Raw genomic sequence first — 15,782 nt, forward strand, 5'->3', positions numbered from 1 at the left:
CCTCAGTATTTACCGGCCTGAATACGCAGCTGCCGCGCGCGCGACAGGATCGCATCCTCGACCGCGCGCTGCGTGCCTGCGGCGACCGTCCCTGACTGCGTGGACAGCGAAAGGTTGAGCGATCGCGCATCCAGCGCCGGATCGCTGATCAGGATCGTCGCGCGATAGGCGCGCCCGCCGCCCGGCGGGGTGCCGTAGCCGGTGGAAATCACACCGGTAAAGGGATCTGCCGTCTGGACCGGCAGGAAATCCAGCACCTGAAGCGATGCCGTCCAAAGGAAGCGGTTCACCTTGATGCCTGCTTCCTTGCCTTGGAAGATCTCGAAAATACTACCACCGGATTCACCCGGTTTGGCATCCACACGCGCGGGGCCTTTGGCCTCCTTGCCGCTTTCGACCACGACCGCGTTGGGGTCGAATCTCGGCGGCTCGTCACCGCAGGCCGCGAGCATGCCGAGGGCCGCAATTGCGATCACCGCGCGATTTAGCGAAAGAAGCATCATAATACCGTCCGACGTTGCCTTTTCTCCTAGTAACCAACGCGCGCCCATGGGGCAAGCTGTTTGCAGACGGCATGGACGACGGCGGCGGATATGACGCTTTGCATCCCGTCGGCGGGGGTGGTTAGATAGGGGCGTTATTTCGCCACCAATCAACGAGTTCGCCCATGAGCCTTGCCGATATCACCGCCCGCGTGGAGGCCGCCGTTTCCGCAGCCGGACGCAGCCCCGGCTGCGTCACGCTGATCGCCGTGTCCAAGGTGCAGCCGGATGCGCGCGTCCAGGAGGTGCTGCACGAGGGGCACCGCGTCTTTGGCGAAAACCGCGTGCAGGAGGCCGCCGGCAAATGGCCGGCCTTCCGCGAAACATTTCAAGGCGTCGACCTGCACCTGATCGGGCCGTTGCAATCCAACAAGGTGCGCCAGGCATTCGATCTGTTTCAGACGATCCATTCTGTGGACCGGCCAAAACTGGCAAATGCCATCGCGCGCATTGCCGATGAAGTGGGACATTGCCCCGATCTATTCCTTCAGGTGAATACCGGCGAAGAGGATCAGAAGGCCGGAATCCCCCCCGCGGGTGCCGACAATTTCATCGCCGAGTGCCGCGCGCTGAACCTTCCGGTCAAGGGCCTCATGTGCATCCCCCCCGTAGATGAGGAACCAAGCCTGCATTTCGCGCTGTTGGCCAAAATCGCGGCGCGCAACGATCTGGCAGGGCTGTCGATGGGAATGAGCAGCGATTTCGAAAGCGCGATAGCACAGGGCGCCACCCACATTCGCGTGGGCAGCGCCATTTTCGGAGATCGCGATTACAGCTGAGTCCAACCTCAGGCCGATTTGTAAAATACAGCCGTGAAAGACCCAAGATCGACCCTACAGTATATTACAGTATATTGCCTGTTTCGGGCCGACCTCAATTTCCAATCAGGCCTCGGGATCGACGCGCAGTGTTTCCAGATCGACGCCGTTTTCCTGCGCTTCCTTGATCCAGCGCGGCGGGCGGCCACGGCCGCTCCATGTCAGTTGAGGATCGTATAGGCTGCGATATTTCACAGGGGCAGGCGCGCGCACCGCCTTTGGGCTACCGCTGGTACCGTCAGCATTGGGGCCGGCGCCGTCACCAATCAAGTCACCCAAGGAGAACCCCAACTGCTTGGCCTTCTCCTTGACCGCGTTCAGCGCTTCCTTGCGCTGCCGCTTGTCGCGGCCCGCCAATTCGCGGTCGACTTTCTTTTGCAGGGATTTCAATTCCTGCACGCTCAAAGACTTCAGATCGAATTTTGCCATTTTTTTCCCACGGTGTGTTTTCCTTTTGCTTTATATGATTTTGAAAAAAGGTGCAAAAGAAACTTTAGCCCGCGCGTAAACATGTGCACTATTATGTTGTTACGTGTATATTCAATATAGATTGTATCTTTGTGGTTGTAAGCGGGGCATTGCGCCCACCCCGCGTATAGGCGGGTTATCGCGTGCATTATCGCTATCAAATTAATTCCCGTTACCGCTACCAATATAATATCCATTCCTTCCAGCGCCCATTATTGCCGCACAATCACGCGCGTTCCGGGCATGACCGTGGTGGCAATCATCCGCAGGTGATCGCGGCGTAGCGCGATGCAGCCTTCGGTCGGATAGCCGGGCCTGCGCCATTGATGGATGAAAATGCAACTGCCCCGCCCCGGCGCCGCATCCGGCCAGTTCCAATCCGTCACCAGCACCAGATCATAGAGCGGATCCGCCCGTCGCAATGCCTCGTGACTGGGGGCATAGGGCGCGCGCACCCAGTTATTGTAGGCCGAATCGGTGACGTCGTCGCTCCACAGGTCACCAGTGACGATGGGCCGCGCCCATGGGGCGGGGGGCGCCATGCGGTCCGGCCGATAAAGCGTCATGGCGATGCGGTGGACGCCAGTCGGCGTGGCGCCGTCCCCCTCGCGCTTCGCCGCCGAAATGCCCCCCTTGCCGATACTGCACGGGTAGAGGTGTCCGCGATAGCGCAGTCCCGTTGGCGTCAGGACCATGTCTTGCGGGCGCGCCCCTGCCCCCGTCACAGCGATGCCTCGGGGCGAAATCCAGTGGGGATGGTATCATGGCCCTCCAGCAGCAAATCCGCCATGACCTCGCCCACCTTGGGCGCCATGCCAAAGCCGATCTTGAACCCGCCATTGGCGATGAACTGGCCCGGATGCAGCGGATGCGCGCCCAGCATCGGCGCGCGGCTGCGCGTGCGCGGGCGCAGCCCGGCCCAGCGGCGGATCACGCGGGCATTTTCAAGTGGCGGATAGGCGGCGCGCGCGGCGGCGATGACATCGTCGAGCAGTACATCGGTGCCGAGGCCGTCAAACTCGCGCTCGGTGGTCGATCCGATGGCGGTTGTGCCGTCTTCATGCGGGATGATATGCACGCCGCAAGCGAAGATCTGCGGATGATCCGGCAGGGCCAAATCCATCAGCGCCGCCTGCCCCTTGATCGGCGCACCCACCTGCCGGGGATGGGCAGCATTCAGCGCCCCGAGATCCGCCGCCCCGGTCGCCCAGATCACGCGGCCTTCATCCGCGGCCTCGGTGCGGATCACAGCCCCCTTGGCCGTCAGCGCAGCGGCCAGCGCGGCGCAGGCGCGCGCCGGATGCAGGCGCGCGGTCAGAGTGTCGTGGATGATCCGGCCATCTGCGCTGTGCGGCGGATGCGCGAACTCTGCCGCGCCCGCCACGCGCCACAGCGCGCGCCCCTGCCAGAGCGTCTGCGCCTGAATCCCACGCGCGTTTGCCAGCGCGGCGCCGCCTGCCTCCAACGGTTGCAGCCGCCCGGTGCGCGCGTAGCCCGGCGACAGACCGGACGCCTCGGCCACCTCGGCCCAGAACCCTTCGGCCATCAGCAGGCTGTCCAGTTGGAACGCCTTTTTGTCATTCCAATTCTCCGGCACATGCGGCGCTAGCGCACCGACGATGCCGCCCGACGCGCCAGTGCCCGGCCCGCAGGGGTCGATAACCTGAACGCGCGCGCCGCGCCGGGCGCAGGCCCACGCCACCGAAAGTCCGAAGATGCCTGCGCCGCGCACCGTCACATCGGCCATTGCCATTCGCCCTGCCCCTCTGCATGATCTGCCTGTCTCAATTTATTGCATAAAGGACAGCGCCATGCAGGACCAGCGCCCCGGGCTGGACTGGCGAGCGGGCGATGTCCCGGTCTCGCGCCGGTATGACGATCCGTATTTCAGCCTTGATGACGGGCTGGCCGAGACGCGGCATGTGTTCCTGGACGGCAATGACCTGCCCGGACGGTTTCGCGATGGCTTTCATGTGGCCGAACTGGGATTTGGCACCGGGCTGAACATGCTGATGGCGGCCGAGGGATGGGCGGCGCATGGCGCGCCGGGCGCGCTGCACCTAACCTCGTTCGAGGCGCACCCGATGGAGCCTGCGGATATGGCGCGCGCGCTGGCCGCCTTTCCGGCGCTGGCGCAGCGCGCGGCGCGGCTGGTGGCGGGCTGGCGCAGCGGCGCGCCCCGGATCGATCTGGGGGATGGCACGCGGCTGGAAGTCATCATCGGCGACGCACGCACCGCCCTGCCCGCATGGACAGGCCGCGCCGATGCGTGGTTCCTTGACGGGTTCGCCCCGGCCCGCAATCCCGAACTGTGGCAACCCGATCTGATGGCCGCCGTTGCCGCCCATACCGTCCCCGGCGGGACGGCGGCGACCTATACCGCCGCCGGACATGTGCGCCGGGCGCTGGCGGCGGCGGGCATGGACGTTGCCCGCGTGCCCGGCTATGGCCGCAAAAGGCACATGACCAAGGCGAGGATGCCACGATGACGGAACAGAACGCACGGCTGGGCATTCTTTTGATGCTGGCGACGACGCTGGTCTTTGCCATTCAGGACGGGCTGTCGCGCCATCTGGCGGGCGAATACAACGTCTATATGGTCATCATGATCCGCTATTGGTTCTTTGCGGCGTTCGTGCTGACCGTATCGTCGCGCAAGGCCGGCGGGCTGCGCGCCGCCGCACGGACGAGCCAGCCGGTGCTACAAGCCTTTCGCGCGCTGCTGCTGGTGACGGAGATCTGCATTCTCGTGGTGGCCTTTACCAAGTTGGGTCTGGTCGAAACGCATGCGGTTTTCGCCTGCTACCCGCTGCTGATTGCCGCCCTGTCCGGTCCCGTCCTGGGGGAATATGTGGGCTGGCGCCGCTGGAGTGCCATCGGCATCGGGTTTGTTGGCGTGCTGATCATCCTTCAGCCGGGCATTGCCGTAATTGAACCGACGGCGATCATTCCGCTGATCGGTGCGCTCATGTTCGCGCTTTACGGCCTGTTGACGCGCTATGCCGCGCGGCGTGACACCGCAGCGACCAGTTTTTTCTGGACAGGAATCGTCGGATCACTGGGCATGACCTGTGTTGGCGTCTGGTTCTGGGAACCCATGGCGCTGGCCGACTGGGGCTGGATGTCGGCGCTGTGCCTGACCGGCGTGCTGGGGCATTTCACGCTGATCAAATGCTACGAGGTCGCCGAGGCCAGCGCCGTGCAGCCCTTTGCTTATCTGCAGCTGGTTTTCATCTCGATTATCGGCGTGACGATCTTTGGCGAGACGATCCGCACGAATGTGGCGATAGGCGTGGCGGTGGTGGTTGGGGCTGGGCTGTTCACGCTCTGGCGGCAGCGCAAGGTGGGATAGGGCGGATGCCTGCGGCGCGAGTATTTCAGGAACGATGAAAGCCGGGCCGGGTTGGCCGGAACAGTCTGTGGGCGTCCGGTGGTGTCATCGCTTCAGCGTTGATGGCACGGTTGCGCCGGTCAGTTCCTGAGTGAACGGCACGGGGTGCGGGTCTTTGCCCAATCGCGCGCGATAGATCGGCAGGCTTTCAGCGACGCGCTGGACGTAGTTGCGCGTCTCGTCGAACGGGATGAACTCGATCCAGTCGATGATGTCCAGGCCGTTCGTTCCATTGCCGCTGCGCGGATCGCCCTGCTCGGACATCCACCGGGGCGGGCGCGCCGGGCCGGCGTTATAGGCCGCTGCAATCATCACCACATTGCCGCCAAAGCGCCGCGACATCTGCGCGAGATAGGTGGAGCCAAGCCGCGCGTTATACTGCCAGTCGTTCAGGACGGCGGCGCGGTCATAGGTGATCCTCAGATCGCGCGCCACATCGCCCGCCGTGCCCGGCATCACCTGCATCAGGCCCAAGGCCCCCGCACCGCTGGCGACGAGGTGGTCAAATTCGCTTTCGCGGCGGGCGATGGCGAGAGCCATTTCCATCGGCACGGGCAGGTCCAGATCGGTCATCGGATGCAGCGCGTAATACGCCGCCGGCAGCACGATACCGCGCTGCGCCGCCACCTTGCCCAGCATCACCTGCAAATGCGGCTGGCCCATGTCGCCCAGCGCGGCACCAAGGCTGCCCAGTGCAGGGCGATCCAGCGTATCGGCCAGCGCGGTGATGAACCATTCGGCCAGCGTCAACTGGCGTGACGCGGCCAGCAGCGCGACCGCGCGGAACAGATCGGTCTGCGCGAAGTCGGCCTCCTGCCACGGCGCGAACACCTCGGTCCCCGCCAGCGCCGGATCGCTGGGCAGCCCGGCCCTTTCGGCCGCGAGCAATCCATAGAAACTGGTCTGCTCCTCGGCGCCTAGGGCATAGGCGATCTGGGCAGCCTCGGGATCGCCCAGCGCCTCTTGAGCGCGGCCAATCCAGTAATTGGCGCGCCCCATTGAAATGGGGCTGCGGACCGCCGCACGCAGGCGCTGAAAGTGATCGAGCGCCAGTGCCGGATCATCCATGAAGCGCAACGCCAGATAGCCCGACAGCCACTCCAGATCCGCATAGGCGCCGCCATCGACCAGCTGGTGGTGCGCCGCCAGATCGTAGGCGCGGGTATAGTCGCCGCTACGCATCATCCGGCGGGCAAAGCTGCGCCGCCATCCGGCCCAGCGCCATGCCTCGCCCAGTCCGCCCGCGATCCGGCTTTGACGCAGCATCAGATCCATCGCCTGCTGGGGCTTGTTGTTTTTGATGTATTGCTCGAACAGCATGTGGGCGATGCCGGGATCGCGCTGCATCGTCTTGGGCAGGGCCGCGAACTTGACCGCGAAACCGCGGCGCTCCATCAGGCGGATATCGGCGCGAGCGCGCATGTCCTTGCTGACCAGCGGCAGCATCAATGCGGAATCGCGCAGGCCCCGCCACAACGTCATGTCCATGCGTGCATCGTGATGCGGCTCCAGCAGGCGCCCCCACGCGTTGAGGAAATCGGTATGTTCCTCGGTGCTCAGATCGAAGGTAAGCCAGGCCTGCACCACGTTGGCCTCGGCATCGCCCAGACGGTTGGCGTTTTTCAACGCCTCGGCGTGGCGCAGCACCCCTGCGCCGGTTTCGGGCGCGCCGCCGTCGTAAAACGCGAGGATCTGGGCATCGCTGGCATCCGCGAACGCCCCAAGCGATTTTTCGCGCAGCCTGTCCAGCCCGGGCCAGCGCGGATGGGCCGCGAGAAAGTCCAGCACTTCGGGCACCGTGCCGCGCCCCGCACGCAGGCGCGCCCATTCAATCAGCATGCCAGCCACAGGCCCATCACGTTCGGCCAGTTGCACCGCGCGGTCCCACCGCCCGGCCCCCGCCGCATCCAGCGCCGAGGCCAGCGGGCGGGGCGGCAAAATGCGCGCCGGGGCCTCGGCAAACGCAGGCAGGACGCCCTGTATCAGCAAAAGGGCCGCGAAAAGAGGACGCAACATGGCTTGCATTTCCTGTCATTGCAAAGGATAGACAGCCCCAGCCTAAGCTTGCGCCGATGCGCCGTCCACCCGCCCCATATAGGGCACCGGATGGTGCACTACCATGGTGCGCGCGCCATACCCCACCGGGCCAAGCAGCCCCGCGACGAACAGGAGTTCACGATGATCACAGGATCCCTTCCGGCCCTGGTCACGCCCTTGAAAAACGGCGAGGTGGATTTCGGCACGCTGGGCAAACTGGTGGAATGGCATATTGATGAGGGCAGCAATGGCCTGGTCCCCGTCGGCACCACCGGCGAGTCCCCGACGCTGAGCCACTCAGAACATATGGCCGTCGTCGAAGAGGTCGTGCGCGTCACCGCAGGCCGCATCCCCGTGGTCGCGGGCGCGGGCAGTAACAATACCGCTGAAACCGTGGCCTTCATGCAGCACGCCCACAAGGTCGGCGCAGATGCCGCGCTGGTCGTCACACCCTATTATAACAAGCCGACACAGGCCGGGCTGATCGCGCATTTCACCGCCGCGCATGATAGCTGCGATCTGCCGATTATCATCTACAACATCCCCGGACGCTCGGCCGTCGACATGTCGCCCGCCACGATGGGCGCGTTGGCGAAACTGCCGCGAATCGTCGGCGTCAAGGATGCGACCGGCGATCTGGCCCGCGTCTGCGCGCAGCGCATCACTTGCGGCACGGATTTCATCCAGGTCTCGGGCGAGGATGCGACGGCCCACGGCTTCAACGCCCAGGGCGGGGTGGGCTGCATTTCGGTCACAGCCAACGCCGCGCCGAAGTTGTGCGCCCAGTTGCAGGCCGCCTGCCTCGCCGGGGATTATGCCGAGGCGCTGAAAATTCAGGACCGGCTGATGCCGCTGCATCAAGCGATCTTTACCGAGCCGGGGCTGGTCGGCGTCAAATACGCCATGTCCCTACTGGGCAAATGCAGCGAAGAGGTCCGCTCGCCGCTGGTGCCGCTGACGGACGGGACCAAGGCACTGGTTGCTAGCGCGATGCGCCATGCCGGTCTGCTGAACTGATATCACCGGTACTGCGACGGCGGCTGCCCGAACTGGGCGGAATAGGCGCGCGAGAAATGCGATGAATTGGCAAACCCTGTCGCCAGCGCGATCTGCGTCAGCGGCAGGGCGCTATTGCGCAACAGGCTCTGCGCCCGGCCCAGCCGCAGCGTGCGATAGTATCGCATGGTCGGCTGTCCCAGCTGATCGGTGAACAGCCGGTTCAGCTGGCGCGCCGACACCCCCGCGATACCCGCCAGCTGGCCCAGATCCAGCGGATCGGCAACATGGCTCTCCATCGCCTCGACCGCGTCCAGAATGGCGGGCGTGTGGGTGCCGACACGCTGCGCCAGCCCGCCGCGCTGCGGACCGACCGGCGGGCGGATGTCGGTATGCATGAACCAGTCGCTGACCTGCCGCGCGAACCCCGCACCATGCTGGCGGGCGATCAGCGCGTGCATCATGTCCAGCGGCGCGGTGCCGCCTGCACATGTCATCCGGTCGCGGTCGATCACATACAGCGTGCGCTCGATCGCCAGTTCCGGTGACAATTCGGCCAGCGCTTCGGCGTATTCCCAATGCAGCGTCATGCGCCGCCCCGCCATCAGCCCGGCGCGCGCCAGAATGACCGGACCACCCGACACCCCGCCCAGCGCCACCCCCTCGCGCGCCAACCGCGCCAGCCAGCGATATAGCGGTGGATCACGGTAGCCGCTGATATCGCCGCCTGCGATGATGAACAGCATGTCCAGCGCCAGCGCATCTCCGACCCGCGCATCCGGCGGCACCACTGGCGCGCCTGAACTGGGCACAGGCTCCGCCCCGGTCGCAAGGTGGACCACCTCATATAGCGCACGCTCGGCCAGCAGATTGGCGGCGCGCAGCGGCTCCACCGTGGCGGCGTAGGACATGACGGCGAAATCGGCGATCGGCAGGATACCGATTCGCGTAGGCTTGGGGTGATGATCCGGGCGCCTGTCCATTTCAGACATATATGCGACCTTTGCGGGAAAGTGCAAATACGCTGGCGCGATAAGGTAATGGCAACTCACCAAAGGTTGGATGAAATCATCATGCGCTATTCCGCCCTCCGCATCCTCAAAGAAGGCCTGACCGGCAACAAGGGCTGGAAACCCGTCTGGCGCGAGCCCGAGCCGAAAGCCGAATATGATGTCATCATCATCGGCGGCGGCGGTCACGGCCTTGCCACAGCCTATTATCTGGCCAAGGAGCACGGCATCACCAATGTTGCCGTGCTGGAAAAGGGCTGGATCGGCAGCGGCAACGTGGGGCGCAACACAACGATCATCCGCTCCAATTACCTCCTGCCCGGCAACGAGCCGTTCTACGAGTTGTCGCTAAAGCTGTGGGAAGGGCTGGAGCAGGATTTCAACTACAACGCCATGATTTCGCAGCGGTCGATCCTGAACCTGCTGCACTCGGACGCGCAGCGCGACGCGTTCATCCGGCGCGGCAATGCGATGTTCCTTGCGGGCGCCGACGCCGAATACGCCAGCGCCGAACAGCTGCGCGCGGAATTGCCGTTCCTCAACTATGACAACGCGCGCTTCCCGATCAAGGGCGGGCTGTACCAGCGGCGCGGCGGTACGGTGCGCCACGACGCGGTCGCGTGGGGCTATGCGCGCGGCGCCGACAGCCGCGGCGTCGACATCATCCAGAATTGCGAAGTCACCGGCTTTGACATCGAAAACGGCGTTTGCCGCGGGGTGGAAACATCGCGCGGTCCGATCCGCGCCAAGAAGGTCGCCATGTGCGTCGCCGGCTCTTCCAGCCGCGTCGCCGCCACGGCCGGCATGCGTCTGCCCATTGAATCCCACGTCCTGCAAGCCTTCGTCACCGAAGGGCTGAAACCCGTCATCCCCGGCGTCATCACCTTTGGCGCAGGTCACTTCTACGTCAGCCAGTCCGACAAGGGCGGTCTGGTCTTCGGCGGCGATCTGGACGGCTACAATTCCTACGCCCAGCGCGGCAACCTGCCCGTGGTCGAGGACGTGGCCGAGGGCGGCATGGCGATCATGCCCATCATCGGGCGCGCACGCCTGCTGCGCAGTTGGGGCGGCATCATGGACATGTCGATGGACGGCTCGCCCTATATCGACAAGACCCATATCGGGGGCCTCTATTTCAACGGCGGCTGGTGCTATGGCGGCTTCAAGGCGACGCCGGGATCGGGATGGTGTTACGCGCATCTCATCGCCAAGGACACGCCCCACCCCGTCGCCACGGAAATGCGACTGGACCGGTTCAAGCGCGGTCACATGATCGACGAAAAGGGTCAGGGCAACCAGCCCAACCTGCATTGAGGGACAGCATGCTTTTTCTTGGTAAAAATACCCATGTCCCGCCCTACGTGCAGGCGCTGCGGTTGCTGGGGGCACAAGCCTCGCAACCCCCAGTTTTCGGCGCAGAAACGTCCCCGGAGTTCGCACGAATTCCGAGTAACTTCGAGGTGAGCAAATGATCATCAACCACCCCCTTCTCGGACCGCGCGATGTCGCCGAATTCATCTATCTCGGCGACGCGATGCTTATCGACCGCCCCGATTGGCAGGCCGAAGACGCGGCAGAGGCGTTCCACGAATACGGCTATATCCGCGACAATGTCGCCGGGCCGATGCAGGAGCTTTGGTATCACGAACAGGGCGATCGCAGCTGGCTGGTCGTCACGCGCGATACTGTCACCCATGAAATCACTACAGTCGAAATGGCCCGCGACGTGGCCCGTGCACGGGGGCGCAGTAAATGAGCCAGATCAACCGGATCAACGGCGGTCTCGTCGATCGCTCCAAGGCGCTGAATTTCACCTTCAACGGCAAATCCATGTCGGGTTATGCAGGTGACACGCTGGCCTCGGCCCTTCTGGCCAATGGTCAGGTGCTGGTCGGGCGCTCGTTCAAATACCACCGCCCGCGCGGCATCCTGACGGCCGGCTCGGAAGAGCCGAACGCACTGGTGCAGCTGCGCAACGGCGCGGCACAAGAGCCGAACACCCGCGCCACCGTGGCCGAGCTGTTCGACGGCCTTGCCGCCACCAGTCAGAACCACCGCGGCTCGCTTGAATTCGATCTGATGGCGATGACCGACATGGTCTCGCCCTTCCTGGCTGCCGGTTTTTACTACAAGACGTTCATGTGGCCCGCCGCGTTCTGGGAAAAATTCTACGAGCCTGTGATCCGCGCCTCGGCCGGCCTGGGCCGCCTGTCGATGCAGGAAGACCCCGACACCTATGACAAAGGTTTCCTGCACTGCGACCTTCTGGTGATCGGTGCCGGCCCCTCGGGTCTGGCGGCGGCGCTGGCCGGCGCGCGCAGCGGCGCACGGGTGATTCTGGCGGACGAGGATTTCGCGCCGGGCGGGCGTCTGAATTCCGAAACGCTTGAGGTTGACGGCATGGCCGGCGCCGATTGGGCCGCGCAGGCCGTGGCTGAACTGGCATCGATGGACAATGTCCGCCTGATGACCCGCACCACGATCTACGGCGCCTACGATCACGGCATCTACGGCGCGCTGGAGCGGTGCACCGACCACCTGCCCGGATCGGGCGGCAAGCCCCGCCAAGTGCTGTGGCGGATCTATTCCAAACGCGCCGTGCTGAGCGCCGGCGCGACCGAGCGGCCCATCGCCTTTGGCAATAACGACCGCCCCGGCATTATGCTGGCCAGCGCCGTGCGCACCTATGTCAACCGCTACGGCGTGACCCCCGGCAAGAAGGTCGCGGTCCTGACCAACAACGATGATGGCTGGCGCACCGCCTCTGATCTGGCGGCCAAGGGCGTTGAAATCGCAGCGGTCATCGACACGCGCGACCGCCCCGCCGTCTGCGATGTGCCCGGCGCGCGCCATGTGCGCGGTGCGGGCGTGGTCGATACTGCGGGCCGCAAGGCGCTGAAGCGGATCACGCTGACCGACGGGCAGATGATCGACGTCGACTGCCTCGCCGTTTCGGGCGGTTGGAACCCGGCAGTGCATCTGACCTGCCACCAGCGGGGCCGCCCCGTCTGGGATGATGGGATATCGGCCTTTGTGCCGGGCAGCAATCTGCCTGTCGGCATGACCGTCGCCGGCGCGGCCAACGGCGCACTGACGCTGGCAGCCGCGCTCGATGGGGGCCGCAATGCCGCCAATGCGCAAATCGCGGATCTTGGCTTTACTCCGACGGGCGACCCCGCCCCCAAGGCCGAGGACGAAGCGTTCGAATGTGCGCCGAAATGGCATATTCCCTCGGGCAAGAAACGCGCCTGGGTCGATTTTCAGAACGACGTCACCGTCAAGGACATCAAGATGTCCCACCGCGAGGGATTCCGTTCGGTCGAGCATCTGAAACGCTACACGACCACCGGCATGGCCACCGATCAGGGCAAGACATCGAACATGTCGGCGCTGGCGATCATGGCCGAGTGCACCGGGAAATCGATTCCGGAAACCGGCACTACCATTTTCCGCCCGCCCTATACGCCCATCCCGATCGGCGCATTGGCAGGCCGGGCGCGCGGCACTGATTTCCGCCCCTATCGTCTTACGCCCAGCCACGAATGGGCAACCAAGAACGGCGCGACGTTTATCGAGGTCGGTAACTGGTTGCGCGCGCAATGGTTCGTCAAGGGCAACGAAAAAGGATGGCGTGACAGCGTCGACCGCGAGGTTCTGAATACCCGTAATTCCGTCGGCATCTGCGACGTGACCACGCTGGGCAAGATCGACGTTCAGGGCAAGGACGCCGCCGAGTTCCTGAACAGGATCTACGCCAACGGCTTTGCCAAGCTGGCAGTGGGCCGCGTGCGCTATGGCATCATGCTGCGCGAGGATGGCATCTGCTACGAAGACGGCACCACCGCGCGGATGGCCGAGAACCATTTCGTGATGACCACCACCACTGCCAACGCGGTTCTGGTATTCCGCCGGATGGAATTCGCGCGTCAGTGCCTGTGGCCCGATCTGGATGTGCATCTGATTTCCACCACCGATGCCTGGGCGCAGTTCGCCGTCGCCGGTCCCAACGCGCGCAAGCTGCTGAGCAAGATCGTGGACGATACGCAGGACATGTCCAACGAGGGGTTCCCCTTCATGGCCTGCGGCGAAATCACCGTCTGCGGCGGCACGCCTGCGCGTCTGTTCCGCATCTCGTTCTCGGGCGAACTGGCCTATGAGATCGCCGTACCCGCGCGCTACGGTAACTCGATGATCGAGGCGCTGGTCAAGGCAGGCGAGGAATTCGGCGCCAGCCCCTATGGTCTGGAGGCACTGGGCGTCATGCGCATCGAAAAGGGCCACGCGGCGGGCAACGAACTGGACGGGCGCATCACCGCGCACAACCTCGGCATGGGCCGCATGGTCAGTTCCAAGAAGGATTGCATCGGCAACACGCTGTCCCAACGTCCCGACATGAACCGCGAGGATGCCGTGAAAATGGTTGGCTTCCGCCCGGTGGATCGCAGCCAGAAACTGATCGCCGGATCGCATTTCATCAACAAGGGCGATGAGGCGACCATGGCCAACGATCAGGGCTGGATGACCTCGGTGGCGTATTCGCCCAGTCTGGAGCATTCCGTCGGCCTGGGGTTCATCAAATCGGGTGACACCCGCATGGGCGAAATCGTCCGCGCCGTCAGCCCTGTCCACGACACCGAGATGGAGGTCGAGATCGTCTCGGCCCACTTCATCGACCCCGAAGGAGAGCGTCTGCGTGCCTGATTTTACACTCACCGCCACCCCGCCGCTGGCGGGTTACGACCGCAGCTTTGGCGACATCAAACTGAGCGCGCCCAAAGATCTGGCCATCGTGTCCATCGCCCTGCCTCTGGGGGGCGAGGAGGCAGCCAAGGCAGCGATCAACTCAGCCTTCGGCATTCCCCTGCCCGAGGTCGGCATGTCGGCCGCAACCCAGGATCAGTCAGCGGCGATCATGCGCCTTGCCGTTGATCAGGCCTTTGTGCTGTTCCCCAGCCCAACGCCCGACGCCGAGCCGCAGATCGCGGCCAAGCTGAACGGCGCGGCCTACACGACCGACCAGACCGACGCATGGTGTGCGCTGGAAATCTCTGGCCCCGGCGCGCGCCGCGCGCTGGAGCGGATCTGCCCGGTGGATCTGCACCCGGACGCATTTGTTCAAAACGCAATCGCGCGGACCGTGATGGAACATATGGGCGCCATCGTCGCACGCACTGGCGCGGACACGTATCTGCTGCTCTCGGCCAGTTCCTCGGCCAAGTCGTTTCTGCACGCGGTCGAACTATCGGTGCAGAACGTCAGCTGAAACTGTTCGATGTTTTGACATGCGAGGGCCCGGATAATACTGACCCATTCCGCCCTGTGGGACATATCCACCATCAAGCCTGTCGCGGAAAAGCGGCAGGCTATTGATTTAATTTGGGATTTGAGCGCCGCCTGAGTTGCGCCAAGAAAAACAAGTGCGAGAAAATAGTCTCGCACACATCTGGCAGCCCCTCACGGATGCGGGGGGACGGAGGAAGACCTGGGAAGAGAAGCGCCCAGACTTCACGCCGGACCAGATGGAGATCGTCGCAAGCACGGTCCAGGCGCATACAAGCCCTCGGCGCGGACAAGAAGCTTCGGCGCCTAGGGTCAATAGTCGAGCCCGGTGAAGGTGTCTTCGAGTCCCGTCCAGAGCATGAAACCGTTGTCGAACAGATAGGCGAGGCCGCAAAACGCGACGCCGATGACGGCTAGCGGCCAGGCCACGGGATAGCCGGTGAAAAGCAGGGCAATGAACGTCAGGAACATCGTGATGACCAGCTTTTCCTCGGTGGTCTCGACAAGGAAGGTCAACGCGACGCAGACGACGGCAAATCCGAACAGGAGCAGGATCAGCCGCCGCGGCGACGCGCCCTCGCGTTCCGAGGCGGGTCCGCGCAGAAGGGCATGTACATCGTGGATCAGACGGGCAAGCGCGGCGAGCGCCAGCAAGACGAAGCTGATCGGAATGACGGCCTTCAACGCCCATCGCGCCGGAAGGCCGATGGCGCTGCTGGAGCGTTCGCCCACCCGCCAGCTTTCGTGGAAATAGTCATATCCCTGGTCGATCATCAAATAGATGAACGGCGCAAGCAGCGTCAGGATACCAGCAACCTCGATCAGGCGTTGCGCGCGGCGGGACAGTTGCATGTGGAAAAGATCGACACGGACATGGCTGTCAGTCACCAGCGCGTATGACATGCCGATCATCGTCACGAGGCCGTAGAAATGCCACTGGATTTCGTCCAGTTTCGGATAGTGCTGATTCAGCAGATAGCGCAGCAAGATCTGGCTGACGATGGCCGCCACTAGCAGGATGTTCGCCCACATCACGACATGCCCGATCGCCTTTACAGAGCGGTCGATCGCTGTCGCAATCGGCTGGCCATCATTATCCTCGTGTTCGTGCAGGCGTTGGTAGGTCTGGATTGGATCGTTGTCGGGCGAGTACTCGGCGGCCATGCGATGTCTCCGCTTTACGGCCGAATGTTCAATATCCGGCGCGGCGGGATGAATTCGGGTGAGGCCGGGATGCAAG

15 protein-coding genes are annotated in these 15,782 nt (G+C 64.0%); 8 read left to right on the plus strand and 7 right to left on the minus strand.

What is annotated here, in order from left to right:
• Positions 1–2 precede the first annotated feature (2 nt).
• Positions 3–503, minus strand: a complete 501-nt coding sequence (locus FGD77_RS19635; RefSeq protein ID WP_255012988.1) for a DUF3576 domain-containing protein — start codon at positions 501–503, stop codon at positions 3–5.
• Between the two features lie 164 nt (positions 504–667).
• Here FGD77_RS19635 and FGD77_RS19640 point away from each other — a divergent pair, with 164 nt between their 5' ends.
• Complete coding sequence (locus tag FGD77_RS19640) at positions 668–1,321, plus strand: YggS family pyridoxal phosphate-dependent enzyme (protein ID WP_255012990.1); 654 nt, start codon at positions 668–670, stop codon at positions 1,319–1,321.
• Positions 1,322–1,426: 105 nt separating this feature from the next.
• On the opposite strand, the gene FGD77_RS19645 is transcribed toward FGD77_RS19640, so the two are convergent.
• The 3 genes from FGD77_RS19645 to FGD77_RS19655 all read right to left on the minus strand — a co-directional run bounded on the left by FGD77_RS19645 (position 1,427) and on the right by FGD77_RS19655 (position 3,575).
• Positions 1,427–1,789 (minus strand): H-NS family nucleoid-associated regulatory protein, encoded by a 363-nt coding sequence (locus FGD77_RS19645; protein WP_255012992.1) that lies wholly within the window; start codon positions 1,787–1,789, stop codon positions 1,427–1,429.
• A gap of 251 nt (positions 1,790–2,040) precedes the next feature.
• Entirely contained in the window at positions 2,041–2,523 is a 483-nt protein-coding gene (locus FGD77_RS19650) for a L,D-transpeptidase (protein ID WP_255012995.1), read from the minus strand.
• Positions 2,524–2,549: 26 nt separating this feature from the next.
• The gene (locus tag FGD77_RS19655; RefSeq protein WP_255014350.1) at positions 2,550–3,575 is read right to left on the minus strand and encodes an FAD-binding oxidoreductase; all 1,026 of its coding nucleotides are present in this window, start codon (positions 3,573–3,575) and stop codon (positions 2,550–2,552) included.
• Positions 3,576–3,639: 64 nt separating this feature from the next.
• Between FGD77_RS19655 and mnmD the strand changes: the two genes are divergently transcribed.
• A complete protein-coding gene (mnmD, locus tag FGD77_RS19660) occupies positions 3,640–4,317 on the plus strand; it encodes a tRNA (5-methylaminomethyl-2-thiouridine)(34)-methyltransferase MnmD (RefSeq protein WP_255012997.1) in 678 nt (225 codons plus the stop codon).
• Positions 4,314–5,180: a DMT family transporter gene (locus FGD77_RS19665; RefSeq protein WP_255013000.1), complete on the plus strand. Its 867-nt coding sequence runs from the start codon at positions 4,314–4,316 to the stop codon at positions 5,178–5,180. Before mnmD ends, FGD77_RS19665 begins: the two co-directional genes overlap by 4 nt.
• Positions 5,181–5,264: 84 nt before the next feature.
• Here FGD77_RS19665 and FGD77_RS19670 read toward each other — a convergent pair whose 3' ends face one another.
• Complete coding sequence (locus FGD77_RS19670) at positions 5,265–7,235, minus strand: lytic transglycosylase domain-containing protein (RefSeq protein WP_255013002.1); 1,971 nt, start codon at positions 7,233–7,235, stop codon at positions 5,265–5,267.
• Between the two features lie 162 nt (positions 7,236–7,397).
• Here FGD77_RS19670 and dapA point away from each other — a divergent pair, with 162 nt between their 5' ends.
• Positions 7,398–8,273 carry a 4-hydroxy-tetrahydrodipicolinate synthase gene (dapA, locus tag FGD77_RS19675; RefSeq protein WP_255013005.1) on the plus strand — a complete coding sequence of 292 codons (876 nt, stop codon included), beginning with the start codon at positions 7,398–7,400 and terminating at the stop codon, positions 8,271–8,273.
• Between the two features lie 2 nt (positions 8,274–8,275).
• Here dapA and FGD77_RS19680 read toward each other — a convergent pair whose 3' ends face one another.
• The gene (locus FGD77_RS19680) at positions 8,276–9,244 is read right to left on the minus strand and encodes a GlxA family transcriptional regulator (RefSeq protein ID WP_255013008.1); all 969 of its coding nucleotides are present in this window, start codon (positions 9,242–9,244) and stop codon (positions 8,276–8,278) included.
• A gap of 81 nt (positions 9,245–9,325) precedes the next feature.
• Between FGD77_RS19680 and FGD77_RS19685 the strand changes: the two genes are divergently transcribed.
• The 4 genes from FGD77_RS19685 (at position 9,326) to FGD77_RS19700 (ending at position 14,525) form a co-directional block, all read left to right on the plus strand.
• Positions 9,326–10,576, plus strand: coding sequence for a sarcosine oxidase subunit beta family protein (locus tag FGD77_RS19685; RefSeq protein ID WP_255013010.1), 1,251 nt, complete (start codon positions 9,326–9,328; stop codon positions 10,574–10,576).
• 154 nt (positions 10,577–10,730) lie between these two features.
• Positions 10,731–11,018, plus strand: coding sequence for a sarcosine oxidase subunit delta (locus FGD77_RS19690; RefSeq protein WP_255013013.1), 288 nt, complete (start codon positions 10,731–10,733; stop codon positions 11,016–11,018).
• A complete protein-coding gene (locus tag FGD77_RS19695; RefSeq protein WP_255013015.1) occupies positions 11,015–13,963 on the plus strand; it encodes a sarcosine oxidase subunit alpha family protein in 2,949 nt (982 codons plus the stop codon). Before FGD77_RS19690 ends, FGD77_RS19695 begins: the two co-directional genes overlap by 4 nt.
• On the plus strand, positions 13,956–14,525 hold the full coding sequence (locus tag FGD77_RS19700; protein ID WP_255013017.1) for a sarcosine oxidase subunit gamma: 570 nt from the start codon (positions 13,956–13,958) through the stop codon (positions 14,523–14,525). The genes FGD77_RS19695 and FGD77_RS19700 overlap by 8 nt, the downstream gene beginning before the upstream one ends.
• A gap of 329 nt (positions 14,526–14,854) precedes the next feature.
• Here FGD77_RS19700 and FGD77_RS19705 read toward each other — a convergent pair whose 3' ends face one another.
• Positions 14,855–15,706, minus strand: a complete 852-nt coding sequence (locus FGD77_RS19705; RefSeq protein ID WP_255013021.1) for a TRAP transporter small permease subunit — start codon at positions 15,704–15,706, stop codon at positions 14,855–14,857.
• Between the last annotated feature and the right edge of the window lie 76 nt (positions 15,707–15,782).

The sequence above is a fragment of the Roseovarius sp. M141 genome (genome assembly GCF_024355225.1).
In the GTDB taxonomy this organism is placed as follows: domain Bacteria; phylum Pseudomonadota; class Alphaproteobacteria; order Rhodobacterales; family Rhodobacteraceae; genus Roseovarius.